This window comes from Agrococcus sp. SL85, from assembly GCF_026625845.1.
Taxonomy (GTDB): domain Bacteria; phylum Actinomycetota; class Actinomycetes; order Actinomycetales; family Microbacteriaceae; genus Agrococcus.
Genome location: NZ_CP113066.1, coordinates 2,322,942 through 2,345,211 on the forward strand (window position 1 = coordinate 2,322,942; position 22,270 = coordinate 2,345,211).

Annotated in this window: 25 protein-coding genes and 1 tRNA gene; 13 read left to right on the plus strand and 13 right to left on the minus strand. The window is 74.3% G+C overall.

The window, feature by feature from the left end; translation table 11 throughout:
- The first annotated feature begins 47 nt into the window (after nt 1–47).
- Both OVA14_RS11520 and OVA14_RS11525 read left to right on the plus strand, forming a co-directional pair.
- Nucleotides 48–1,658, plus strand: a complete 1,611-nt coding sequence (locus tag OVA14_RS11520; protein ID WP_324288008.1) for an ABC-F family ATP-binding cassette domain-containing protein — start codon at nt 48–50, stop codon at nt 1,656–1,658.
- Between the two features lie 28 nt (nt 1,659–1,686).
- On the plus strand, nt 1,687–2,361 hold the full coding sequence (locus OVA14_RS11525; RefSeq protein ID WP_267503983.1) for a trimeric intracellular cation channel family protein: 675 nt from the start codon (nt 1,687–1,689) through the stop codon (nt 2,359–2,361).
- On the opposite strand, the gene OVA14_RS11530 is transcribed toward OVA14_RS11525, so the two are convergent.
- Genes OVA14_RS11530 through OVA14_RS11540 form a run of 3 tightly spaced genes read right to left on the minus strand, consistent with a single transcriptional unit; the run spans nt 2,358 to nt 3,702 of the window.
- Entirely contained in the window at nt 2,358–3,152 is a 795-nt protein-coding gene (locus OVA14_RS11530) for an SURF1 family protein (RefSeq protein ID WP_267503984.1), read from the minus strand. The two genes, OVA14_RS11525 and OVA14_RS11530, sit on opposite strands and share 4 nt — an antisense overlap.
- Nucleotides 3,152–3,388: a hypothetical protein gene (locus OVA14_RS11535; RefSeq protein WP_267503985.1), complete on the minus strand. Its 237-nt coding sequence runs from the start codon at nt 3,386–3,388 to the stop codon at nt 3,152–3,154. Before OVA14_RS11535 ends, OVA14_RS11530 begins: the two co-directional genes overlap by 1 nt.
- Nucleotides 3,385–3,702, minus strand: a complete 318-nt coding sequence (locus OVA14_RS11540) for a DUF3099 domain-containing protein (protein ID WP_324288009.1) — start codon at nt 3,700–3,702, stop codon at nt 3,385–3,387. The genes OVA14_RS11535 and OVA14_RS11540 overlap by 4 nt, the downstream gene beginning before the upstream one ends.
- 51 nt (nt 3,703–3,753) lie before the next feature.
- Between OVA14_RS11540 and fabG the strand changes: the two genes are divergently transcribed.
- Both fabG and OVA14_RS11550 read left to right on the plus strand, forming a co-directional pair.
- Complete coding sequence (gene fabG, locus OVA14_RS11545; protein ID WP_267503987.1) at nt 3,754–4,461, plus strand: 3-oxoacyl-ACP reductase FabG; 708 nt, start codon at nt 3,754–3,756, stop codon at nt 4,459–4,461.
- A gap of 22 nt (nt 4,462–4,483) precedes the next feature.
- Complete coding sequence (locus OVA14_RS11550) at nt 4,484–4,879, plus strand: SRPBCC family protein (RefSeq protein WP_267503988.1); 396 nt, start codon at nt 4,484–4,486, stop codon at nt 4,877–4,879.
- Between the two features lie 89 nt (nt 4,880–4,968).
- On the opposite strand, the gene OVA14_RS11555 is transcribed toward OVA14_RS11550, so the two are convergent.
- The 3 genes from OVA14_RS11555 to glgC are packed head-to-tail and all read right to left on the minus strand — an operon-like array spanning nt 4,969 to nt 7,585.
- Nucleotides 4,969–5,703 carry a metallophosphoesterase family protein gene (locus OVA14_RS11555; RefSeq protein WP_267503989.1) on the minus strand — a complete coding sequence of 245 codons (735 nt, stop codon included), beginning with the start codon at nt 5,701–5,703 and terminating at the stop codon, nt 4,969–4,971.
- Entirely contained in the window at nt 5,700–6,338 is a 639-nt protein-coding gene (serB, locus tag OVA14_RS11560; RefSeq protein WP_267503990.1) for a phosphoserine phosphatase SerB, read from the minus strand. Before serB ends, OVA14_RS11555 begins: the two co-directional genes overlap by 4 nt.
- Nucleotides 6,335–7,585, minus strand: coding sequence for a glucose-1-phosphate adenylyltransferase (gene glgC, locus OVA14_RS11565; RefSeq protein WP_267503991.1), 1,251 nt, complete (start codon nt 7,583–7,585; stop codon nt 6,335–6,337). Before glgC ends, serB begins: the two co-directional genes overlap by 4 nt.
- A 74-nt stretch (nt 7,586–7,659) precedes the next feature.
- Between glgC and glgA the strand changes: the two genes are divergently transcribed.
- The 3 genes from glgA to OVA14_RS11580 all read left to right on the plus strand — a co-directional run bounded on the left by glgA (nt 7,660) and on the right by OVA14_RS11580 (nt 10,017).
- On the plus strand, nt 7,660–8,859 hold the full coding sequence (gene glgA / locus OVA14_RS11570) for a glycogen synthase (RefSeq protein ID WP_267503992.1): 1,200 nt from the start codon (nt 7,660–7,662) through the stop codon (nt 8,857–8,859).
- Nucleotides 8,860–8,889: 30 nt separating this feature from the next.
- On the plus strand, nt 8,890–9,675 hold the full coding sequence (locus tag OVA14_RS11575; RefSeq protein ID WP_267503993.1) for an ABC transporter ATP-binding protein: 786 nt from the start codon (nt 8,890–8,892) through the stop codon (nt 9,673–9,675).
- A 93-nt stretch (nt 9,676–9,768) separates the two neighbouring features.
- Complete coding sequence (locus tag OVA14_RS11580; RefSeq protein WP_267503994.1) at nt 9,769–10,017, plus strand: type B 50S ribosomal protein L31; 249 nt, start codon at nt 9,769–9,771, stop codon at nt 10,015–10,017.
- Between the two features lie 87 nt (nt 10,018–10,104).
- Here OVA14_RS11580 and OVA14_RS11585 read toward each other — a convergent pair whose 3' ends face one another.
- On the minus strand, nt 10,105–10,836 hold the full coding sequence (locus OVA14_RS11585) for an exonuclease domain-containing protein (RefSeq protein ID WP_267503995.1): 732 nt from the start codon (nt 10,834–10,836) through the stop codon (nt 10,105–10,107).
- Between the two features lie 48 nt (nt 10,837–10,884).
- Between OVA14_RS11585 and OVA14_RS11590 the strand changes: the two genes are divergently transcribed.
- Both OVA14_RS11590 and OVA14_RS11595 read left to right on the plus strand, forming a co-directional pair.
- Nucleotides 10,885–11,790: an alpha/beta fold hydrolase gene (locus tag OVA14_RS11590; protein ID WP_267503996.1), complete on the plus strand. Its 906-nt coding sequence runs from the start codon at nt 10,885–10,887 to the stop codon at nt 11,788–11,790.
- Nucleotides 11,787–12,854, plus strand: a complete 1,068-nt coding sequence (locus OVA14_RS11595; RefSeq protein ID WP_267503997.1) for a glycosyltransferase family 4 protein — start codon at nt 11,787–11,789, stop codon at nt 12,852–12,854. Before OVA14_RS11590 ends, OVA14_RS11595 begins: the two co-directional genes overlap by 4 nt.
- A 55-nt stretch (nt 12,855–12,909) precedes the next feature.
- On the opposite strand, the gene OVA14_RS11600 is transcribed toward OVA14_RS11595, so the two are convergent.
- Nucleotides 12,910–13,749 (minus strand): Sir2 family NAD-dependent protein deacetylase, encoded by an 840-nt coding sequence (locus tag OVA14_RS11600; RefSeq protein WP_267503998.1) that lies wholly within the window; start codon nt 13,747–13,749, stop codon nt 12,910–12,912.
- Nucleotides 13,750–13,773: 24 nt separating this feature from the next.
- Here OVA14_RS11600 and OVA14_RS11605 point away from each other — a divergent pair, with 24 nt between their 5' ends.
- Together OVA14_RS11605 and OVA14_RS11610 are read left to right on the plus strand one after the other, a co-directional pair.
- Nucleotides 13,774–14,613, plus strand: a complete 840-nt coding sequence (locus tag OVA14_RS11605; RefSeq protein ID WP_267503999.1) for a TrmH family RNA methyltransferase — start codon at nt 13,774–13,776, stop codon at nt 14,611–14,613.
- Complete coding sequence (locus OVA14_RS11610; protein WP_267504000.1) at nt 14,610–15,875, plus strand: hypothetical protein; 1,266 nt, start codon at nt 14,610–14,612, stop codon at nt 15,873–15,875. The genes OVA14_RS11605 and OVA14_RS11610 overlap by 4 nt, the downstream gene beginning before the upstream one ends.
- Before the next feature lie 48 nt (nt 15,876–15,923).
- On the opposite strand, the gene OVA14_RS11615 is transcribed toward OVA14_RS11610, so the two are convergent.
- Nucleotides 15,924–16,724: an SGNH/GDSL hydrolase family protein gene (locus OVA14_RS11615; RefSeq protein WP_267504001.1), complete on the minus strand. Its 801-nt coding sequence runs from the start codon at nt 16,722–16,724 to the stop codon at nt 15,924–15,926.
- A 77-nt stretch (nt 16,725–16,801) separates the two neighbouring features.
- Here OVA14_RS11615 and dinB point away from each other — a divergent pair, with 77 nt between their 5' ends.
- On the plus strand, nt 16,802–18,058 hold the full coding sequence (dinB, locus tag OVA14_RS11620) for a DNA polymerase IV (protein ID WP_267504002.1): 1,257 nt from the start codon (nt 16,802–16,804) through the stop codon (nt 18,056–18,058).
- 43 nt (nt 18,059–18,101) lie between these two features.
- On the opposite strand, the gene OVA14_RS11625 is transcribed toward dinB, so the two are convergent.
- The 4 genes from OVA14_RS11625 to OVA14_RS11640 all read right to left on the minus strand — a co-directional run bounded on the left by OVA14_RS11625 (nt 18,102) and on the right by OVA14_RS11640 (nt 20,809).
- Complete coding sequence (locus OVA14_RS11625) at nt 18,102–18,644, minus strand: isochorismatase family protein (protein WP_267504003.1); 543 nt, start codon at nt 18,642–18,644, stop codon at nt 18,102–18,104.
- Between the two features lie 149 nt (nt 18,645–18,793).
- On the minus strand, nt 18,794–19,033 hold the full coding sequence (locus tag OVA14_RS11630) for a PspC domain-containing protein (protein WP_267504004.1): 240 nt from the start codon (nt 19,031–19,033) through the stop codon (nt 18,794–18,796).
- A 10-nt stretch (nt 19,034–19,043) separates the two neighbouring features.
- Complete coding sequence (locus OVA14_RS11635) at nt 19,044–19,880, minus strand: HNH endonuclease signature motif containing protein (RefSeq protein WP_267504005.1); 837 nt, start codon at nt 19,878–19,880, stop codon at nt 19,044–19,046.
- 843 nt (nt 19,881–20,723) lie between these two features.
- Nucleotides 20,724–20,809 (minus strand) — tRNA-Leu (locus OVA14_RS11640).
- Nucleotides 20,810–20,977: 168 nt separating this feature from the next.
- Between OVA14_RS11640 and OVA14_RS11645 the strand changes: the two genes are divergently transcribed.
- Nucleotides 20,978–22,270, plus strand: coding sequence for a M20/M25/M40 family metallo-hydrolase (locus tag OVA14_RS11645; protein ID WP_267504006.1), 1,293 nt, complete (start codon nt 20,978–20,980; stop codon nt 22,268–22,270).

A 22,270-nucleotide genomic window follows, 5' to 3' on the forward strand; every position in this document is an offset into this window, starting at 1 on the left:
GGCTGCTCGCCCGACCACCCTCCACCGACGACCGACGGGATCCGGCCATGATCGACGTGCGCGACTTCGAGCTCTCCGTGGGCCCGCGCACCCTCATGACCGAGGTCGCGTTCCGCATCGACAAGGGCGACAAGATCGGCCTCGTCGGGCGCAACGGCGCCGGCAAGACGACGATGACGAAGGTGCTCGCGGGCGTGAGCGACGACCGCGACGGCCACGACTTCACCGGCACGATCACGCGCACGGGCGAGATCGGCTACCTGCCGCAGGATCCCCGCTCGGGCGACCCGAAGCAGACGGCGCGCCGCCGCATCCTCGACGCCCGCGGGCTCGGCGAGCTCGTCGAGGGCATGCGCGAGGCGACGATGGCGATGGGCGAGGGCGGCGCCGCCGCCGACGAGGCCATGCGCCGCTACGGCCGCCTCGAGGACCGCTTCCTCGCGCTCGGCGGCTACGCGGCCGAGGCGGAGGGCGCCGCGATCGCCGGCAACCTGCAACTGCCCGAGCGCATCCTCGACCAGCCGCTCGAGACGCTCTCGGGCGGCCAGCGCCGCCGCATCGAGCTCGCCCGCATCCTCTTCTCGGGCGCCGAGACGATGATCCTCGACGAGCCCACCAACCACCTCGACGCCGACTCGGTCGTGTGGCTGCGCGAGTTCCTCAAGGGCTACCAGGGGGGCCTCCTCGTCATCAGCCACGACGTCGAGCTCGTGGAGGAGACCGTGAACCGCGTCTTCTACCTTGACGCGAACCGCCAGGTCATCGACGTCTACAACATGGGCTGGAAGCACTACCTGCGCCAGCGCGAGGCCGATGCCGAGCGCCGCAAGCGCGAGCGCGCGAACGTCGAGAAGGCCGCGAGCCAGCTCGAGCTGCAGGCGGCGAAGATGGGCGCGAAGGCGTCGAAGGCCGTCGCCTCGAAGCAGATGGCGAAGCGCGCCGAGCGGATGCGCTCGGGGCTCGAGGAGGAGCGCGCCGTCGACAAGGTCGCGAAGCTGCGCTTCCCGAAGCCCGCACCGGTCGGCAAGACGCCGATCATGGCGCACGACCTGTCGAAGTCGTACGGCTCGCTCGAGATCTTCACGGCCGTGGACATCGCGATCGACCGCGGCTCGCGCGTCGTGATCCTGGGCCTCAACGGCGCGGGCAAGACGACGCTCCTGCGCATCCTCGCGGGCGTCTCCGAGAGCGACACCGGCGGCATCGAGCGCGGCCACGGCCTGCGCGTCGGCTACTACGCGCAGGAGCACGAGACCCTCGACGTGGAGCGCTCGGTGCTCGCGAACATGCTCTCGGCCTCGCCCGACATCACCTCCACCGAGGCGCGCCGCGTGCTCGGCTCGTTCCTCTTCACGGGCGACGACGCCGACAAGCCCGCGCGCGTGCTCTCGGGCGGCGAGAAGACCCGCCTCTCGCTCGCGATGCTCGTCGTCTCGAGCGCGAACGTGCTGCTGCTCGACGAGCCCACGAACAACCTCGACCCTGCGAGCCGCGAGGAGATCCTCGGCGCGCTCGGCGCCTACGAGGGCGCCGTCATCCTCGTCAGCCACGACGAGGGCGCCGTCGAGGCGCTCGACCCCGAGCGGGTGCTCATCATGCCCGACGGCACCGAGGACCTCTGGAACCCCGAGTACCTCGACCTCATCGGCCTGGCCTAGCGGGCCGGGCGCGGGGGAGGATGGAGCCGTGGAGCCCCTGACCGGCGCGTGGCTCGTCGCGCACGACGCCTTCGTCGCCCTCGGCGTGCTCGCCTTCGCGATCTCGGGCGCGCTCCTCGCGCTGCAGAAGCGCATGGACATCGTCGGCATGGCGGGGCTCGCGATCGTCACGGCCACGGGCGGCGGCATGCTGCGCGACCTGCTCATCGGCGCGACCCCCGTCGCGGCCCTCGTCGACTGGTGGATGCTGCTCGTCGCGCTCGTCGGCGCGCTGCTCGTCTTCCTCCTGCACCGCTGGATGGACCGACTCGACCGTCCCGTGCTCGTCTTCGACGCCGTCGGGCTCGGCATCTTCGCCGTCGAGGGCACGGCGAAGGGCCTCGAGCTCGGCGTCGGCCCCGTGGGCGCCGCCTTCGTCGGCATGCTCACGGGCATCGGCGGCGGCATCCTGCGCGACGCGCTCGCGAACGACCTGCCCGCGGTCTTCCGCCGCGACTCGCGCCTCTACCTCGTGCCGGCGCTGCTCGGCGCCGCGGGCGCCGCCGTCGCAGGCACGCTCGGCGCCGGCAACTGGGTGGTCCTCGGCCTCATCGCGCTGGGCGTCACCGCGCTCCGCATCGCGAGCGAGCTGCTGCGGTGGCACGCGCCCGCGGTGCGCACCGCTGCGATCCCGCTGCGGCCCGAGGAGCCTCGCGGGCGCTAGGCGCGGTCGAGGATCTCGTCCTCGACGTCGGCGTCCGAGCCGCGCCTCCGGGCGGGCCGCACGCCCGGCTCGCCGCGCGCCTCCTGCCGCATCGCCCACACGAGGGCGCCGAAGCCGCCCGCGGCGAAGACGAACCACTGCAGCGTGTACGACAGGTGCGGGCCCTCGTCGAGCACGGGCCGCGTCGCGAGCGCGACGTCGGCGGGGGCGCCGCCGGCCTCCTCGGCGAGGAGGCCGTAGGCGCCCGTGTAGGTGGGCTCGCCGAGGTCCGCGGCGATCGTCGCGAGGTTCACCGATGCGATCTGCCCCTCGGGCGCTCCGCGCCCGGCGATGTCGCCCTCGTCGGGGCGCAGGCGCGCGACGATCGTCAGCTCGCCCTCCGGCGTCACGGGCTCCGTGACGGGCCGCTCGGCGCCCGGTCCCTGCCGGATCCAGCCCCGGTCCACGACGAGGACGGCGCCGTCGGTCGTGCGGAAGGGCACCACCACGTCGAAGCCGACGTCGCCGCCGCGCACCCGGCCGCGCAGCAGCAGCGTCTCGTCGACGAGGTACTCGCCCGTCACCTCGACCGGGGTCCACTGCTGCGGCTGCTCGTAGGCGTCGAGCGCAGGCAGGGCCTCGGCGAGGGCGACGGGGGAGCGGTCGTAGTTGCCGTCGAGGCGCGCGATCGCGCCGAGCGCCTCCTCGCGGCGGTGCCACTGCCACATGCCGAGCGCGCAGCACACGACCGCGAAGGCGACGGCCATGCCGAGGTAGCCGAGCCACCGGGGCTCGCGCAGCAGGCGCAGCATCAGGCGACCCGCTCCACCGTCTCGCCGAAGGCGGTCACGCGCACGGGGAAGCCGCGCGAGCCGAGCCACGCGGCGAGCGCGTCGCGGTGCTCGGGGCAGGCCGCCCAGGTCTTCACCCGCTCCGGCCCGTGGATGCGGGGGTTGCGCCAGTGCACGGCGTGCGCCGCGTCCGCGGCGCAGCCGGTCGAGGAGCACACGGCGCCGGCCGCGCCGCCGAGCATGCCGAGCAGGCTCATCGCGGTCCGGGGTCGACGGTCGGCGGCACGGGGCGCTGCGTCGGCGACGCGGGGAGGGCGTTCGGCACCTCGCGATGCTCGACGTCGTGGTGCACGGTCTGACTGGCCATGACGACCGCGAAGTACGGGATGAAGATGGCGCCGAGCGCCGGGACGAGCTTCCACCAGTCGGGCACGATGAAGAAGACGACCAGGCACAGGACGCGCACGACCATCATCCAGAGGTACGTCCGGAATCGCCTCTGGCGCTCCTCATCGGGAGACATCGGGAGGTCGGTGATCGACGCGGTCCGGGCTCGCATGGCTCTCACCATGGTACGCCCGCACGCCCTGCGCAGCCTATGGCCCCGTCTAGGCTCGGAGGCATGACCCCTCGCACCGTGCTCGTCACCGGCGGCAACCGCGGCATCGGCCGCGCGATCGCCCAGGCCTTCCTCGACGCGGGGCACCGCGTCGCGATCACCTCGCGGAACGGCGAGGGCCCCGAGGGCGCGCTCGCCGTCGCGGCCGACGTGACCGACAGCGCCTCGATCGACGCGGCGTTCACGCGCATCGAGACCGAGCTCGGCCCGGTGGAGGTCGTGATCGCGAACGCCGGCATCACCCGCGACACGCTGCTCATGCGCATGGGCGAGCAGGACTTCGCCGAGGTCGTCGACACGAACCTCACGGGCGCGTTCCGCGTCGTGCAACGCGCCTCGAAGGGCATGCTCCGCGCCAAGTGGGGCCGCGTCGTGCTGATCTCGTCGGTCGTGGGCCTCTACGGCGGTCCCGGCCAGGTGAACTACGCGGCGTCGAAGGCGGGCCTCGTCGGCATCGCCCGCTCGATCACGCGCGAGCTCGGCGCGCGCGGCATCACCGCGAACGTCGTCGCCCCCGGCTTCATCGAGACCGACATGACGGCCGAGCTCGACGAGAGCACCCAGGCCGAGTACCGCAAGGCCATCCCGGCCGGCCGCTACGCGACCGCGGACGAGGTCGCAGGCGTGGTCCGCTGGATCGCCTCCGACGAGGCGGCCTACATCTCGGGCGCCGTGATCCCCGTCGACGGCGGCCTCGGCATGGGCCACTAGGCCCGAGGCGCGGAGCCTCCGGATGGAGTCCCGCCACCTGGGCGTCGTCGTCCGCCGAGAGCCCGCGACGGTCGCGGCCTTCGCGCGCGAGCACCTCGCCGAGTGGGCGGCGGGCCTCGCGGCGGGCCACCCGCGCCCCGACCCCGCGGACCCTGGCGTGCTCGTCGTCGACTCGCCGATGGGGGAGGTGCGGGTGCGGTTCGCGCCCGCGAACGACCTGGGCGTGCTCGACCACGCGGTCGAGCTGCCGGGCGGCGCGGTCGTGCTGAACCCGCTCCGGGTGCTGCCGCATCCGCACGGCGCCGAGGTCGTCTTCACGCTCCGCCGCCTCGACGGCGTCACGTCCGAGGCCTTCGAGGCCGACGCCGCGGCGGTCGCCGCGGACCTCGCCCGCCTCCGCGCCCTCCTCGAGCCCTGAGCCCTGAGCCCTGAGCCGTGAGCCCTGAGCCGTGAGGCCTGAGCCGTGAGCCCTGAGCCCTGAGCCCTGAGCCGTCCGCGTCGAGGGCGTCAGGGAGCGGAGAGGCGAGAGCGGTGGCGGCCGTCGGTGAGCTCTGCGATCCAGTGCTCCAGCATCGGGCTGACCATCGCGCGGGCGACGGCGATCTCCGCCTCGACGTCGTAGGCGACGCGGTGGAAGGCGATGGCGGGAGGGAGGTCGTCCGCCGCCTCGAGCAGCACGTAGGCCGCGCTCGTGTCGCCGTCGAGCGCGTTGCCGGCGCTGCCGCAGTTCACGAGCCGGCGACCGCGGCGGATGTCGAGGAACTGGTCGTGCAGGTCGCCGTAGACGACCACGTCGGCATCCGGCACCGGCCCCGTGCCCGCACCCGCGGCGAACATCGCGTCGAAGTCGTCGTCCCCGGCGCCCCAGCGCACGCGGTGGTGGACGGAGGCCGCCGACGCGTGGAAGAGGCGCACGACGGCACCGCCCAGCACCGCGTCGTGATGGAAGGGCAGCGCCGCGAGCCACGCGATCGCCTCGTCGCCGAGCTCGTCGCGGTACCACTCGGAGGTCTGCCACGGCGCCGCGGCGGGATGGGCGACCACCTCGTCCCAGTTGCCCCGCACCGTCACCTCGCACGCCTCGCGCGCGAGCTCGACGACCGCGCGGCCTCGCGGCCCCTTGCCCACGAGGTCGCCGCCGCACCAGATCGCGTTGACGTCGCGCGCGCGCGCGTCGGCGAGCACGGCCTCGAAGGCCGAGAGGTTGCCGTGCATGTCGGAGACGACGGCGATGCGCGTCATGCGGCGGGCAGCAGCGGGATGAGCTCGCGGAAGTCGGGCACGTCGACGACGTGCGTGGCGCGTTCGCGCACGAGCGGCTTCGCGCAGAAGGCCACCGAGATGCCCGCGACCTCCATCATGAGCAGGTCGTTCGCGCCGTCGCCGACCGCCATGATGCGCTCGCGCGGGATGCCGAGGTTCAGCCGCAGCGACTCGAGCGTGTCGCGCTTCGCGGCGCCGTCGATGACGGGGCCCACCGAGCGCCCCGTCAGGCGGCCGTCGACCACCTCGAGCCGGTTCGCCCGGGCGTGGTCGATGCCGAGCTCGGCGGCGAGCGGGTCGAGCACCTCGTGGAAGCCGCCGGACACCGCCGCGACCGTGCCGCCGAGCGCGTGCACCGCGGCCACGAGCTCCGGCACGCCGTCGGTGACGGTGACCGCGGCGCGCGCGTCGTCGACGACGCTCGAGGGCAGCCCCTCGAGGATCCGCAGGCGCTCGGCGAGCGAGGCCGCGAAGTCGAGCTCGCCGCGCATCGCGCGCTCGGTGACGGCCGCGACGTGCCGCTCCGCATCCGGGCCGACGGCACGGGCGAGCAGCTCGATCACCTCATCGCGGATGAGGGTCGAGTCGACGTCGGTGACGACGAGGACGCTCACGCGTCGAGCTTCGTGCCCTTGGGCACCGTGACGATGCCGGAGGCCGAGACGGAGAGGCCGCGCGCGCGGTCCTGCTCGTGGTCGACGCCCACCGAGACGTTCGGGCCGATCTCGACGTCCTTGTCGACGATGGCGCGGCGCACGACGGCACCCGCGCCCACCTTCACCTGATCGAACAGGATGGCGTCGGAGACGGTCGCGCCCGCATCGATCGTGCACCACGGCGCCACGACGCTGCGCACCACGGAGGCGCCCTGCACCACGGAGCCCGCGCCCACGATCGCCTCGTTGACGTCGGCCGCGCGCCCCCACGCGTCGCGCGTGAACTTCGCCGGCGGCATGTTCACCTGCTGCGTGTAGATCGGCCAGTCGCGGTTGTAGAGGTTGAAGATCGGCAGCGCCGAGATGAGGTCCATGTGGGCGTCGAAGAACGACTCGATCGTGCCCACGTCGCGCCAGTAGTACTTGTCGCGCTCGGTCGCGCCGGGCACGGTGTTCTCCTTGAGGTCGTAGACGCCGGCCTCGCCGCGCTCCACGAACCAGGGGATGATGTCGCCGCCCATGTCGTGGTCGGAGCCCTCGATCGCGTTGTCCTTCGTGACCGAGTCGACGAGCGCGTCGGCGTCGAAGACGTAGTTGCCCATCGAGGCGAGGATCTCGCCCGGGCCGACGGCGAAGGGCTCGGCGTCGGCGGGCTTCTCGTGGAAGGCCTTGATGGCACCGTCGTCCTCGGACTCGATGACGCCGAACTGGTTGGCGAGCTCGATCGGCTGGCGGATGCCCGCGACCGTCGCCTTGCGGCCCGAGGCGATGTGCGCGTGGATCATGTCCGAGAAGTCCATGCGGTAGACGTGGTCGGCGCCCACGACGACGACGATGTCGGGCTTCTCATCGACGATGAGGTTGAGCGACTGGTAGATCGCGTCGGCGGAGCCCGCGAACCACGACTTGCCCGTGCGCTGCTGCGCCGGCACCGAGGTGACGTAGGAGTTCAGCATGTTCGACATGCGCCACACCTGCGAGATGTGGCGGTCGAGCGAGTGCGACTTGTACTGCGTGAGCACCACGATCTGGCGGAGCCCGGAGTTGATGAGGTTCGAGATCGCGAAGTCGATCAGCCGGTACGCGCCGCCGAACGGCACGGCGGGCTTGGCCCGATCCGCGGTGAGCGGCATGAGCCGCTTCCCCTCGCCGCCCGCCAGCACGATGCCGAAGACCTTCTTGTCGATGCGGCGCGCCGTGTCCATGCCCCAACCCTAGGGGCGGAGGGCTGGGCACGGCATGCATGTGGCGCAGGGAGTCGCGGGGCTAGTCTCGAGCCGTGCGAGTCGACCTCATCACCAAGGAGTACCCGCCCGCGATCTACGGCGGCGCCGGCGTCCACGTCACCGAGCTCGTGCGAGCGCTGCGGCGCTCGGCCGAGGTGCAGGTGCGCTGCTTCGGCGCGCCGCGCGAGGAGGCCGACGTCACGGCCTACGACGTGCCGGCGGAGCTCGCCGAGGCGAACGGCGCGCTGCAGACGATCGCGGTCGACCTGCAGATCGCCGACGCCGTCGCGGGCGCCGACGTCGTGCACTCCCACACCTGGTACGCGAACGAGGCGGGGCGCCTCGCGCAGGAGCTGCACGGCATCCCGCACGTGGTCACCGCGCACTCGCTCGAGCCGCTGCGCCCGTGGAAGGCCGAGCAGCTGGGCGGCGGCTACGCGATCTCGAGCGACATCGAGCGGCGCGCCTACGAGGCCGCCGACCGCGTCATCGCCGTCTCCGACGGCATGCGCGCCGACATCCTGCGCAGCTACCCCTCGCTCGACCCCGAGAAGGTCGTGACGATCGTCAACGGCATCGACCTCGAGGACTGGGCGCCGAACCCCGACGCCGACCGCGCCCGCGAGCTCGGCCTCGACCCCGACCGCCCCTCGGTGGTCTTCGTCGGCCGCATCACGCGGCAGAAGGGCCTCCCGCACCTGCTGCGGGCCGCGCGGCAGCTGCCGCCCGAGGCGCAGCTCGTGCTGTGCGCCGGCGCGCCCGACACGCCGGAGATCATGGCCGAGGTGCGCGGCCTCGTCGAGGAGCTGCGCGCCGAGCGCGACGGGGTGGTCTGGATCGACCGCGTGCTGCCGCGCGAGGACCTGCGCTCGCTCCTCACCCACGCGACGACCTTCGTCTGCCCGAGCGTCTACGAGCCGCTCGGCATCGTGAACCTCGAGGCGATGGCGTGCGGCGCGGCCGTCGTCGGCAGCGCCACCGGCGGCATCCCCGAGGTGATCGAGGACGGCGTCACGGGCGTGCTCGTGCCGATCGACCAGGTGCAGGACGGTACGGGCCGCCCCACCGATCCCCAGCGCTACGAGGCCGACCTCGCGGCCGCGCTCACGCGCGTGCTCGCCGACCCCGCGGCCGCGCGCCGCATGGGACAGGCGGGCCGCGAGCGCGCGCGCACGCACTTCGACTGGGGCCGCATCGCCGAGCGCACGCTCGAGGTGTACGAGCAGGTCGTCGCCGAGCGCGCCGCGCGCTGAGGGGCGTCCCCGCGTCGATAGGGTCGTGGCATGGCCCAGGTCCTCGAGCTCACCGACGTCTCGTTCGTCCGCGACGGCAACCGCATCCTCGACTCGATCACCTGGTCGGTCGACGAGGCCGACCGATGGGTCATCCTCGGCCCGAACGGCGCCGGCAAGTCGACGATCCTGCAGCTCGCGGCCGCGGCGACGCACCCCTCGAGCGGCACCGTGGAGGTGCTGGGGGAGCGGCTCGGCCGCGTCGACGTGTTCGAGCTGCGCACCCGCATCGGCCTCGCCGCGACGGCGCTCGCGCGCCGCATCCCCGCGCAGGAGCGCGTGGGCGACGTCATCCTCACGGCCGCGTACGCCGTGACGGGCCGCTGGCGCGAGGGCTACGAGTCGCTCGACCTCGAGCGCGCCGCCGAGGTCATGGATGCGTGGGACCTCACGGGGCTCTCCACCCGCACCTTCGGCACCCTCTCCGACGGCGAGCGCAAGCGCGTGCAGATCGCTCGCGCCGTCATGACCGACCCCGAGCTGATGCTGCTCGACGAGCCGGCCGGCAGCCTCGACCTCGGCGCGCGCGAGTCGCTGCTCGAGTCGCTCGAGGAGTACGCCTCGAGCCCGCTCGCGCCCGCGATCGTCATGGTCACGCACCACGTCGAGGAGATCCCGCCGGGCTTCACGCACGGCATGCTCCTCGCCGAGGGCCGCGTCGTCGCCGCGGGTCCGCTCGCCGAGGCGCTCACCGACGACAACCTCACGGCGACCTTCGGCACGCCGCTGCGCGCGCACCAGGAGGACGGCCGCTGGACGGCGCGCGCGGCGCGGTGACGCTGGCCCGACGCCCCGCCACCTGGTACATTCGTATGTCGGCCCGCGCGGCCGAATTCCAGACTTCCCTCGCTCGAGCGACTTAGGACGACCATGAAGACCGAGATCCACCCCGACTACCAGCCGATCGTGTTCCGCGACCTCGCCTCGGGCGAGACGTTCCTCACGCGTTCGACGATCACGAGCGAGAAGACGATCGAGCTCGACGGCGAGACCTACCCCGTCATCGACGTCGAGATCTCGTCGGCCTCGCACCCGTTCTACACGGGCAAGCAGCGCATCATGGACTCGGCCGGTCGCGTCGAGAAGTTCAAGAACCGCTACAAGGGCTTCGGCGGCTGAGCCGACCCGCAGCGTCCGGAGGGGGCGGCGAGCATCTGCTCGCCGCCCCCTCCGTCGTCCCCGGTCCGGGTGCCGGTGCCAGGCCGCTCAGGCGCGCAGCGGCCATCCCCGGCCGGCGGTGAACGAGGGATCGGTGCGACGCCGGAACTCCTCGAAGTCGGCCGCCTGCTCGTCGGCCCAGCGCTCGGTGCGCTCGTGGAGCGAGATCGGATCGATGCGCAGCTCCTCGTAGCGGGCCGCCATCGCCTGCGCGACGCGGCCCGCGGCGATCGCATCGCCCGAGGCGTCGTGCGCGTCGACGAGCTGCACGCCGTAGTGCTCGGCGACGACCCCGAGGGTGCGCTTGCCCCTGCGGAAGCGGTCGACCCGCTTGTCGAGCACGAGCGGGTCGACGACGGGGCGCACCACGACCGGCTCGAGCGCGTGCCGCGCGCACTCGGCCGCGAGGAGCGAGACGTCGTAGGCGGCATTGAAGGCGCAGACCGCGAGGCCCGCGGCCAGGTGGCCCGCCAGGACGTCGCGGATCTCGGCCACGACCTCCGAGGCCGGACGCCCCTCGGCGCGGGCGCGCTCGGTGGTGATGCCGTGGACCGCGATCGAGCCCTCGGGGATCTCGACCCCCGGGTCGGCGAGCCAGTGGCGCTCCTCGAGGACCTCGCCCGCGGCGTCGAGCACACCGACGTAGGCGGTGACGATGCGCGCCTCGCGCGGGTCGACGCCCGTGGTCTCGAGGTCGAACACGACGAGCCGGTCGATCCAGCGATCCGGGGCCTCGGGGCTGACCTCGAGGATCGGGCGGTGGAGCGTCGTCTCGGCCATGCCCCGAGGGTAGCCGCGGCCGCCCACGCGCGCCGGTAGGCTCGGCGGGTGCCGACGCCCTCGCCCTACGCCGACCTCCTGGCCGCGCTGCCGCGGCGCGAGTCGCGCGTCGAGGCCGCAGGCGTCGCGACCGCGATCGTCGAGCACGGCGCACCCGAGGCGCCGCCGCTCGTGCTCGTGCACGGGTTCCGCGGCGACCACCACGGCCTCGAGCCCATCGCGGCGCACCTGCCGGGCGTGCGCTCGATCCTCCCCGACCTCCCGGGCTTCGGCGCCTCCGCGGCCCTGCCGCACGGCACGATCGAGGCCTACGCCGACTGGCTCGTCGCGCTCGTGGCCGAGGTCGCCCCCGGCGCGGCGGTGCTCGGCCACTCCTTCGGCTCGATCGTCGTCGCCCACGCCGCCGCGCGCGGCCTCGACGCGAGCCGCATCGTGCTCGTGAACCCCATCGCGACCCCCGCGCTCGAGGGCGGCAGCCGGCTCGGCTCGCTCGCGGCGCTCGGCTACTACCGAGCCGCCGCGGCCCTGCCGGAGCGCGCGGGCCTCGCGCTGCTCGGCGCACCGCCGATCGTGCGCGGCATGAGCGCGTACATGGCGAAGACGCGCGACCGGGCGCTCCGCGCCTGGATCCACGACCAGCACGACCGCTACTTCTCGCGCTACGCCTCGCGGCAGGCGGTGCTCGAGGCCTTCGACACCTCGATCCGGCACACGGTGGGGGAGGTCGCGGGCACCATCCGCAGGCCCGTGCAGCTCATCGCCGCCGATCGCGACGACATCACGCCCCTCGCGCACCAGCACCGGCTGCGCGGCGCGTTCCCGGACGCCCGGCTCTCGGTGCTCACGGGCGTCGGCCACCTCGTGCACTACGAGCGGCCGCGCGAGGCCGCCGCCGTGATCCGCCGCTTCCTCGCGGAGCCGCTGGCGCGCGGCGCCGCGGAGGACGCCGCGTGAGGGTGCTCTTCGACTGCCGCTACGTGCGGATCGGCCGCCACGACGGCATCTCGCGCTACTCGGCGGAGCTCGTGCGCGCGCTCGCGGCGCATCACGAGGTGACCATGCTCGTGAGCGACGCGCGGCAGCTGGGGATGCTGCCGGACCTCCCGCACGTGCTCGGCCCCTCGCCGACCGGACCGCTCGAGCCGCTCGCATCCTGGCGCCTGCGCGGGCTGGACGTCGACGTCGCGTTCTCGCCCATGCAGACGATCGGCGCGCTCGGCAGGCGCTGGCCGCTCGTGACCACCGTGCACGACCTCATCTACTACCGCCACCCGACGCCGCCGCGCGACCTGCCCGCGCCCGTGCGCGCGCTCTGGCGGCTCTACCACCTCTCCTACGGGCCCCAGCGGCTGCTGCTCGACGGCGCCGATGGCGTCGTGACGGTCTCCGAGACCACGCGGGCCCTCATCGCGGAGCACCGCTTGACGAAGCGGCCCGTGGCGGTCGTGCCGAACGCGGCCGCCGACCTCGGCGAGCCCGTCGCGCACGAGGCGCCCCCGACGCGACGGCTCGTCTACATGGGCTCGTTCATGCCGTACAAGGACGTCGACACGCTCGTGCGCGCCGCAGCGCTGCTGCCCGACCACGAGCTGCACCTGTGCAGCCGCGTCGATCCCGCCGAGCGCGCGCGGCTCGAGTCGCTCGCAGCGGGGGCGCGCCTCGTCTTCCACGACGGCATCTCGGACGGCGACTACGTCGAGCTCCTCCGCTCGGCGACGGCCTTCGTGCACGCCTCGCGCGACGAGGGCTTCGGCATCCCGATCCTCGAGGCGATGAGCCTCGGCGTGCCCGCGGTGGTCGCCGACACGACCGTCTTCCGCGAGGTCGGCGGCGAGGCGGCCCGCTACTTCCCGGTGGGCGACGCGGCGGCGCTGGCGGATGCGGTGCGCGGCCTCGAGGGGGAGTGGGCCGAGCGCTCGCGCGCCTCGCTCGCGCACGCGGCGCGATGGTCGTGGGCGGAGTCCGGCGCGCGGCTCGCGGCGTTCCTCGAGCGGGTCGTGGCGAGCGCGAGGCGCTGACGCGGGACTCGTGACGCGGGCGACCGGCGGTCGCGCGCTCCTCGGGCGGCGGAGGCTAGAAGGGCGCGATGAGCGCGTCGGCGAGCTCGGTGAGCAGCTCGCTCGTGCCGCCCTCGACGCGCACCGCGGCCCGCGCGTCCCAGCGGGTGGGACCGCGGTTGATGATCACGATCGGCACGGCCTTGCGGCGCGCCACCTCCAGCAGCCTCGTGCCGGAGTTCACGACGAGCGACGATCCCGCGACGAGCACCGCCTCGCCGCGATCGATGACCTCGCGCGCCGCCGCGAACACCGCCGGCGGCACGATCTCGCCGAAGAACACGACGTCCGGCTTCAGCACCCCGCCGCAGACGGGGCAGGGCGGCACGTGGAAGTCCTGCGAGGCGTCGATCTCGACGTCGCCGTCGGGCTGCAGGCGCACCTGCTCGGGGATCACGATCCAGGGGTTCCGCCGCTCGATCTCGGCGGCGATCCGCTCACGGTCGAAGGTCGTCGCGCACGTGAGGCACGTCACCGTGTGCATCTGCCCGTGCACGTGCGTGACCGCGCTGCTGCCGGCGCGCTCGTGCAGGTCGTCGACGTTCTGCGTCGCGATGCCCGTGATGAGCCCGGCCTCCTCGAGGCGCGCGAGCGCGCGGTGCCCGTCGTTCGGGTGCACCGAGGTGAAGCGGCGCCAGCCCAGGTGGCTGCCCGCCCAGTAGCGGCGGCGCGCATCCTCGCTCGCGCGGAAGGTGTCGAACACCATCGGGGTGCGCGCGGGCGCGCCCTCGCCGCGGTAGTCCGGGATGCCCGAGTCGGTCGAGATGCCCGCCCCCGTGAGCACGGCCACGCGCTTGCCGCGGAGGAGGTCGATGGCTGCGTCGAGCACGTCGCCCAGCCTATCCGCCGCTACCATCGACTCCGGCGGGAAGGGGTCCGGATGCCGATCATCGCGATCGACTCGCTCGACGACCCCCGGCTCGAGGACTACGTGGGGCTCACCGACGTGGCGCTGCGCCGCAGGGCCGAGCCCGAGCGGGGCCTGTACATCGCCGAGTCGCAGACCGTGCTCGAGCGTGCGCTGCGCGCCGGGCACCGGCCGAGGAGCGTGCTCGTGGCGCCCCGCTGGCTGCCGCAGGTGGAGGCGGTGCTCGCGGCCTCCGAGGTCGACGGCGCGGCCGTGCCCGTCTTCGTCGGCGAGGAGCCCGTGCTCGAGGCCCTCACGGGCTTCCACCTGCACCGCGGCGCGCTCGCCGCCATGCAGCGGCCCGAGCTGCCCGATCCCGCGGCGCTCCTCGACGGCGCGCGGCGCGTCGTCATCCTCGACGGCCTCGTCGACCACACGAACGTCGGCGCCGCGTTCCGCTCGGCGGCAGGCATCGGCGCCGACGCGGTGCTCGTCACGCCCACGAGCGCCGACCCGCTCTACCGCCGCAGCGTGCGCGTGTCGATGGGCACGGTGCTGCAGGTGCCGTGGACCCGCATCCCCGCCATCCCGGAGGCCATGCCGCTGCTCCACGCGGCGGGCTTCGAGGTGGCCGCGCTCGCGCTCCGCGACGACGCGGTGGACCTCGCCGAGTACGCCGCCGCGCCGCCGGAGCGCGTCGCGCTGCTGCTCGGCTCCGAGGGGCCGGGGCTCGATCCTCGCGCGCTCGCCGCCGCCGACCGGGTCGTGACGATCCCGATGCTCCACGGCGTCGACTCGCTCAACGTCGCCGCCGCCGCGGCGGTGGCGATGTGGGCCCTACGCGGCACGGATCGACCGCGGGCCGACGCGTGACCGTCACCGCCGCCACCCAGCGCGCGCAGCGCCCGCCGTGGGGCGTCGTGCTGCTGCGCTCGCTCGTCGCCCTCGGCCTCGCCCTTGCGGTGGTCGCGGCCACCGCCGTCGCGTTCGCGCCCGCGCCGCCCGTCGAGGCGACCGCGCTGCCCATCGCCGAGCCCGAGGCGCCCGAGCCCTCGGTGGCATGGCCCGAGACCGCGCGCGCGGCCGGCTACGCCGTCGTCGGGGCGGAGGGCTCCGCGCGGCACGTCGGCAGCGAAGGCGCGCACCCGATGGCGAGCGTGACGAAGCTCGTCACCGTGCTCGTCGTGCTCGACGCGCATCCGATCGCGGGCGACGACCGGGGCGCGTCGATCACGATGGGGCGCGCCGACGTGAACGCCGTCGGCGCCGCGCTCGCCGACAACGCGCCGATCGCGCCCGTCTACGAGGGCATGGTCGTGACGCAGCGCGACCTCATCGAGTGGTCGCTCGTCGACTCGGCCGGCAACGCCGCGTGGTCGCTCGCGCACTGGGCCTTCGGCTCGATCGACGCCTTCCTCGCCGCGGCCGACGCCTACGCCGCCGAGCACGGCCTGCCGCAGACCGACCTCGCCGACCCGGCGGGGCTCGATGCCGCGAGCGTCTCGAGCGCTGCAGACCTCACGCAGGTCGCGCTGCTCGCCGTGACCGATCCCGTGATCCTCGCGACCCTCCAGCTCGAGTCGGTCCGCATCCCGGGCATCGGCTCCGCGCCGAACACGAACCGGATCCTCGGCGAGGGCGACGTCGACGGCGGCAAGACCGGCACCCTGCGGGTGTGGGGCCGCAACCTCTTCGCGACCGCCGTGCGCGACGTCGACGGCAGGGAGCAGCGCGTCGTCGCGATCGTCATGGGCACGATCACCGCCGACGACATCGACGCGCAGATGCTCGCCCTCGTCGACTCGCTGTGGGACGACTTCGGCGAGCGCACGGTGCTGCCCGCGGGCACGGCCGTCGCCGAGCATCGGGCGCCGTGGGGCGAGACGGTCGTCGCGACCACGACCGAGGAGCTCGCGCTCGAGACCTTCGGCGACATCGTGCCGGCGGCGAGCGCGGAGGTGGGCTCCGTCGCGGTCGACGCGCCCCGCCGCGACGTCGGCGAGGCCTGGTTCGCCGGGCAGGACGGCGCGCGCGTCGCGACGCCCGTGCGCACCTCCGGCATCCTCGAGGGTCCGAGCCTCCAGTGGCGGCTCGCGCACCCCGCCGAGGTGCTCGGCTGGTACCGGGTCGGCTGACCCGGCCGCCCAGGCGCAGCTCGCCGCGGCCCGCCCGTCGAGGCGCCGCTAGTCGAGGTGCTCGAAGGGCAGCACGGGGCCGGGCGTCGGGCGCTTCGGGTGGATGGTGTCGCCCGAGGACTGCCCGCGGATGCGCCGCACCACCCAGGGCGCGAGGTGCTCGCGCGCCCAATGGAGGTCCTCCATGCGCAGCTGCTGGCGGGTGCGGTGGGGGAGCGGCTCCGGCTCCATCGGCTGCAGCGAGTGCTGCACGCCCAGCGCGTCGAGCACGAGCATCGCGATCGTGTGGTGGCCGAGCGGCGCGAAGTGCAGGCGGTCCGGCGCCCACATCTGCGGCTGCTGCAGCTGGCGCGCCGACCACATGTCGGCGATGACCGCGCCGTGCTTCGCCGCGACGCCGTACAGGTTCGCGTTGTAGATGCCGACCTTGCCGCGGATCGCGCGGAGCACGGGCGTCATGGCGATGTCGGGACCGTTGAAGAGCACCACGTCGGCGCCCGTCGCGCGCAGCCGCCCGACGACGCCGTCGAGGCGCGCGGCGATCTCGTCGGGGTCGCCGCCGGGGCGGATGAGGTCGTTGCCGCCGGCCGAGATCGTGACGAGGTCGGGCTCGAGCGCGATGGCGGCGTCGAGCTGCTCGGCGACGATCTGGCCGAGCAGGCGGCCGCGGATCGCGAGGTTGGCGTAGCCGAGGTCGGGCCGGGTGCGCGCGAGCTCCTCCGCCACGCGGTCGGCCCAGCCGCGCACCCCGTTGGGCAGGTCGGGCTCCTCGTCGCCCACGCCCTCCGTGAAGCTGTCGCCGAGGGCGACGTACCGCGAGTAGGGGTGCTCCATGCCGGCGTGCTGCATGCCTCCATCCTGCACCCCCGGACCGGGGTGCGGCCCAGCGCGCCCGGCGTGTGGGCGGGCCGTGCCAGCATGGGGTCGTGAGCAAGCAGGACGGGTCGGATCGCCTCGTCTCCGGGCCTGAGGTCGACGACGCGACGGCCACGATCCTGCACGTCGACCTCGATGCGTTCTTCGCTTCGGCGTCGCTGCTCTCGCGGCCCGATCTGCTGGGCCTGCCGGTGGTCATCGGGCACGACTCGTCGCGCTCGGTCGTCACGGCCGCGACCTACGAGGCGCGACGGTTCGGGGTGCACTCGGCCATGCCGATGGCGCAGGCGCTGCGGCTGTGCCCGACCGCCGTCGTCCTCGAGCCCGACTTCCGCCGCTACTCGGCGCTGTCGAAGCAGGTGATGGCCATCCTCGACGACGTCTCGCCCGAGGTCGAGCGGCTCGGCATCGACGAGGCCTTCGTCGGCATCGCGGGCGTCCGCCGGCTCTCCGGGGGTGCGAACCGCATCGGGCCGGCGCTGCGCGCACGCGTGCGCGCGGAGACGGGCCTCGTCGCCTCCGTCGGCGCCGCCTCCACGAAGTACGTCGCGAAGCTCGCCTCCTCGCGCGCGAAGCCCGACGGGATGCTCGTCGTGCCCGACGACCAGGTGCTCGCGTTCCTGCACCCGCAGTCGGTCTCTGCGCTGTGGGGCGTGGGGCCGAAGCAGCAGGAGCGGCTCGCCCGCTACGGGCTGCGCACGATCGGCGACGTCGCGCAGACGAGCCGCGAGCGGCTGTCGGCCTGGTTCGGCGAGGCGACCGGCGCGCACCTGCACGCGCTCGCCTGGGCGCGCGACCCGCGCTCGGTCGTCGAGCGCGAGGCGCAGGAGCGCGGCCACGAGCAGTCCTTCGGCCACAACCACACGTTCTTCCGCGACGTCACCGAGCGCGCCGAGCTGCAGAGCGAGCTCCTGCGGCTCGCGACGGGCGTCGGCAGGCGCCTGCGCGACGCCGGCGTGCAGGGGCGCACGATCACCCTCACGGTGCGCTTCCACGACTTCCGCACCATCACGCGCTCGCGCACGCTGCCCGAGGCCACCGATGTGACGCGCGTCATCGTCGAGACCGCGTGGTCGCTGCTCGAGGCGCTCGGGCCCATCCCGCCCGTGCGGCTCGTGGGGGTGCGGGCGAGCGGCGTGCAGGCCGCCGCCGACCACGGCCTGCTGTGGGACGACGCCGAGTCGTGGGGGAGCACCGAGCGGGCGATGGATGCGGTGCACGACCGCTTCGGCGCCGCCGCGGTGACGCCCGCGAGCATGCTGCGGCGCGAGCGCAAGCGCGACGACACGGGCACGTCGGGCGACTAGGCACCTGCGGCGGCTCGGCACCTCCGGCGACGGCGCGACCGGGTCAGGCGAGGAAGGCGTCGAGCGTCGTGACGGTCGCGAAGCGGTCCTGCAGGGCAGACGCCGTCGCGCGCTGGATCTCGGCTGCCGAGATCGTGCCGCCGCCCCAGGCGGCGTGGGGATGCGTCGCCGTCGCATCGAGGACGACGGTGACGGCGTACCCGAGGTCGCTCGCGGCGCGCGCGGTCGTCTCGCAGCACTGCTCGGTGCGGATGCCCGTCACCACGACCTCGTCGACGCCGAGCGCCCGGAGGCGCGCGTCGAGGTCCGTGCCTCCGAAGGCGCTGTGGACACGCTTCGTCACCCGCAGGTCGTGCGCAGCCGGCGCGACGCCCGGCTGCAGGCGGACGTGGCCCGAGGCCGCGTCGAAGGGCCCGCCGGAGCCCGGCTCCTCGTGCAGCACCCACACGATCGCGTCGCCCGAGGCGCGGCCGTGGTCGACGACGCGCTGCACGCGCTCGGCGATGTCGGGGGCCGAGACCTCCGCCCACTCCGCCGCGCGGGCGCGGAAGGACTCCTGGACGTCGATGGCGAGGATGGCGCGCATGCGCTCATCCGACCACGTGCGCCAGGGTACGGCCAGCGCCGAAGGCGTCAGCGGGCGACGAGATGCCGCCAGCGGGCGCCGAGGGCCAGAGGCGGCCGAGCCGCCGCGCGGTGCCTGCTCGCGGCGGCCGAGCCGCCGCGAGGTGCCTGCTAGCGGCGGCCGAGCCACCGCTCGAGCGGGATGGACCCCGACTGGTTCGGGGTCACCGCCCAGAGCACGAGGTAGAGGCCCCAGCCGACGACCGGCAGCAGGAACAGCAGCAGCGTGACGATGCGCACGATGAGCGGGCTGACGCCGAGCTTGGCGGCGATGCCGCCGCAGATGCCCGCGAGCAGGCGCGAGGGGCCGCGGCGGAAGCCGGAGGAGCGGATGCTGTCGAAGACGGACATGGGACAGACGCTAGCCGGGGCCGTGCGGCGGCACCTGTGCGCCGGCCGCGCGCGGACTCGACGTCAGCACGGGACGGCGCCGGGCGGTGCCCCGACGAGCGGCAGCGCTGCCCACCGATCCGTCAGCTCCGGGGGGAGCCGCGAACCGCGGCCCCGGCGCCACCGGGTCCGGACGGTCGGTGTGGAGGGTGCCGATGGGGCTGGTCCGTTCGAGGACCCCCGGGACGCTCTGCCTGACCCGCCAGCGGGTGGCGTGCTTGATGACGTGGTGGCGCCTGCAGAGGAGCGCCAGGTTCGCGGTCGCGGTCGCGCCGCCCAGGGCGTGATCGCGGGTGTGATCGGCGTCGGCGCGGTGGGCGGGCATGCTGCAGCCGGGGAAGCGGCAGCGACCGTCGCGCGCGCGGAGCCAGCGCCGCTGTGCGGCGGTGGGGCGGTAGCGGTCGGTGGCGACGGCGAGGCCGGTGACGGGGGAGACGAAGAGCCGCTCCCAGTCGCCCGCGCCGCCGGCGAGGCGGCGGGCGGTCCCGGGGTCGACGAGCGAGCGCCCGTCGAGCACGCAGGGCTCGCGGCCCTCGCTCGTGGCTTCGTCGGCGGTGAGCGCCGTCGCGGGGATCATCACGGTCAGGACCGGTGCGATCGCGTTCGCCAGCGCGGCGTCGTCGGGCGCCTGCCCGCACAGCAGCAGCTCGGCGGCCGCGTCGGCGCGCCGCTGGTGGATCGTGCGGGAGTCGTCGACAGGGGCGGCCTTCGCGGCCTGCGTCAGGCGGTCGAGGATCGCCACGCCGAGCAGCGCGGGGAGGCGGGCGACGAGCTCGCACATGCCGTCGGGCAGCCCGTGCAGCCGCACGTGCCGCTCCTCGCGCCCGATCATGCCGCTGCTGCAGCGGCGCGGTCAGCGCTGCGTCGACGATCCGCCTCGCCCGCCGCCGCAGCCGCGCGGGCGTCGTCTGCTCGGCGATCGCGACCAGCTGCGCCTCGACGTCGCGGATCGTCGTGGCCGAGGCGGCAGGATCGAGCCGCAGCGCGGTCGTCTCCGCGTCGATGACCCGTAGGTGCCCGGCGCCGATCCGGCCCTCGCTCGCGGCCGCGTCGGTGAGCGGCAGCTGCTCGAGGCTCGTGACGGCCTCGTCCATCGAGCGCTCCATCGCGAGGTCCGAGATCCGAAGCTCTGCAGCCGCGATCGTCGCGAGCTCCCGCACCTGCACGCGCGCGTCCCCGCCTCGAGCGGCGGCGCGCCGCAGGTGCTCGGCCAGCAGCCCCCGCCGTCGGCCCGCGATCCTCGCCGCCTGCGCGTCGAGCGCCCGCAGCTGCCGCGCGAATGCCTCGTCCGCGCGCGCATCGGCCACGGCGACCGGTTCGTGCACGGCCGGAGCGGGCAGCAGGTTCGCACCCGATGCCGCGATCACGCCGATCTCGTCGTGCGACAGCGCGAGCAGCCGCTCCGACCAGGCGGCCTCCGCCGCGGCGAGCGATGCCTCGAGCTCGTTCGCCGTCGCGCCGCTCGGATCCAGCACCACGCCCGAGCGGACGAGACCGATCAGGTGCTCCGCATCGATGCCGGGCTCCGGGTGCATGCCTGCACGATGCCACCGGCCACGGACATCGATGCGAGGGGGGTGCGGGCCGCGATGCGCATGCGCACCCGGGGACGACGAAGGCCCCGGAGCATCTGCTCCGGGGCCTTCACTCGTGCGCGAGGGGGGACTTGAACCCCCACGCCCTAATACGGGCACTAGCACCTCAAGCTAGCGCGTCTGCCATTTCCGCCACCCGCGCAAGGTGTCGGACCACTTGGTGGGCCGAGAAGAAACACTAGCACGGGCTCGGAGGCCTCGATGACCACCCGGCGACCATCGGCGCGGCGGCGCTCCCGACGGCCGGCACCGCGGCCCGGGGAGGGCCCGTGCGACCGGCCGGGCGCGCGCGGAGGACTAGCCTTGCGTGGTGACCGACGCCCTCTCCCGAACCGCCAGGATCGCGCAGGACCTCATCCGCTTCGACACCCAGAACTGGGGCGGCGGCCGCTCGAACGGCGAGGCCGACGCCGCCGCCTACGTCACCGAGGTGCTCGCCTCCATGGGCGTCGAGAGCACGACCTACGAGTCGGCGCCCGGCCGCGCGAGCGTCGTCGCGCGCATCGAGGGCGAGGACACGAGCCTCCCGTGGCTCGTCGTGCACGGCCACCTCGACGTCGTCCCGGCCGACGCCGCCGAGTGGAGCGTCGACCCCTTCGCGGGCGAGGTGCGCGACGGCCTGCTGTGGGGCCGCGGCGCCGTCGACATGAAGGACATGGACGCGATGATCCTCGCCTCGCTCGAGCGCATCCTCGCCGCGGGCCGCCGCCCGCGCCGCGGCGTCGTCGTCGCCTTCTTCGCCGACGAGGAGGCGGGCGGCCTCTACGGCGCGCACTGGCTCGTGCAGCACCACCCCGAGCTCTTCGAGGGCGCGACCGAGGCCATCAGCGAGGTCGGCGGCTACTCCGTCGAGATCGCCGGGCAGCGCGCCTACCTGCTGCAGACCGCCGAGAAGGCGCTGCAGTGGATCCTCCTGCGCGCCCGCGGCACCGCGGCCCACGGCTCGCAGCGCATGCGCGACAACGCGGTGACGAAGCTCGCGCGCGCCGTCGCGGCGGTGGGGGAGCACGAGTTCCCGGTGGAGCTCACCGACACGACCCGCGAGCTCGTCGCCGGCATCGCGCGCCTGCTCGACATGGACGACGCCGACCCGGACGCCGTCGCCGAGCGCACCGGCTCCATCGCGCGCTTCCTGCGCTCGAGCCTGCGCCACACGGCGAACCCGACGATGCTCGAGGCGGGCTACAAGCACAACGTCATCCCCTCGGTCGCCGAGGCCCGCATCGACGTGCGCCCGCTGCCGGGCCGCGAGCAGGAGGCGCTCGACGCCATCCGGGCGCTCGTGGGCGACGACATCGAGGTGGAGCTCGTGCACGGCGACGTCGGCCTCGAGCAGCCCTTCGACACGGCGCTCGTGCAGGCGATGGCCGCCTCGCTCGGCCGCCACGACCCCGAGGCCCCCGTGCTGCCCTACATGCTCTCCGGGGGCACCGACAACAAGGCGCTCTCGGAGCTCGGCATCGCCGGCTACGGCTTCGCGCCCCTGAGGCTCACGCCCGACCTCGACTTCGCCGCGATGTTCCACGGCGTCGACGAGCGGGTGCCGCTCGACGCCCTCGACTTCGGCACCGACGTGCTCGAGGACCTGCTGCTCACCTACTGA

Bases quoted from the DNA above. Each gene is read 5' to 3' on its own strand.
- OVA14_RS11605 (WP_267503999.1), top strand. From the start codon at position 13,774: ATGCCGATCATCGCGATCGACTCGCTCGACGACCCCCGGCTCGAGGAC.
- OVA14_RS11585 (WP_267503995.1), bottom strand. From the start codon at position 10,836: ATGGCCGAGACGACGCTCCACCGCCCGATCCTCGAGGTCAGCCCCGAG.
- OVA14_RS11575 (WP_267503993.1), top strand. From the start codon at position 8,890: ATGGCCCAGGTCCTCGAGCTCACCGACGTCTCGTTCGTCCGCGACGGC.
- glgC (WP_267503991.1), bottom strand. From the start codon at position 7,585: ATGGACACGGCGCGCCGCATCGACAAGAAGGTCTTCGGCATCGTGCTG.
- OVA14_RS11530 (WP_267503984.1), bottom strand. From the start codon at position 3,152: ATGCTGCGCCTGCTGCGCGAGCCCCGGTGGCTCGGCTACCTCGGCATG.
- OVA14_RS11540 (WP_324288009.1), bottom strand. From the start codon at position 3,702: ATGGTGAGAGCCATGCGAGCCCGGACCGCGTCGATCACCGACCTCCCG.
- OVA14_RS11555 (WP_267503989.1), bottom strand. From the start codon at position 5,703: ATGACGCGCATCGCCGTCGTCTCCGACATGCACGGCAACCTCTCGGCC.
- OVA14_RS11535 (WP_267503985.1), bottom strand. From the start codon at position 3,388: ATGAGCCTGCTCGGCATGCTCGGCGGCGCGGCCGGCGCCGTGTGCTCC.
- OVA14_RS11580 (WP_267503994.1), top strand. From the start codon at position 9,769: ATGAAGACCGAGATCCACCCCGACTACCAGCCGATCGTGTTCCGCGAC.
- OVA14_RS11615 (WP_267504001.1), bottom strand. From the start codon at position 16,724: ATGCAGCACGCCGGCATGGAGCACCCCTACTCGCGGTACGTCGCCCTC.
- OVA14_RS11550 (WP_267503988.1), top strand. From the start codon at position 4,484: ATGGAGTCCCGCCACCTGGGCGTCGTCGTCCGCCGAGAGCCCGCGACG.
- OVA14_RS11520 (WP_324288008.1), top strand. From the start codon at position 48: ATGATCGACGTGCGCGACTTCGAGCTCTCCGTGGGCCCGCGCACCCTC.
- OVA14_RS11600 (WP_267503998.1), bottom strand. From the start codon at position 13,749: ATGGTAGCGGCGGATAGGCTGGGCGACGTGCTCGACGCAGCCATCGAC.
- OVA14_RS11625 (WP_267504003.1), bottom strand. From the start codon at position 18,644: ATGCGCGCCATCCTCGCCATCGACGTCCAGGAGTCCTTCCGCGCCCGC.
- fabG (WP_267503987.1), top strand. From the start codon at position 3,754: ATGACCCCTCGCACCGTGCTCGTCACCGGCGGCAACCGCGGCATCGGC.
- OVA14_RS11630 (WP_267504004.1), bottom strand. From the start codon at position 19,033: ATGTCCGTCTTCGACAGCATCCGCTCCTCCGGCTTCCGCCGCGGCCCC.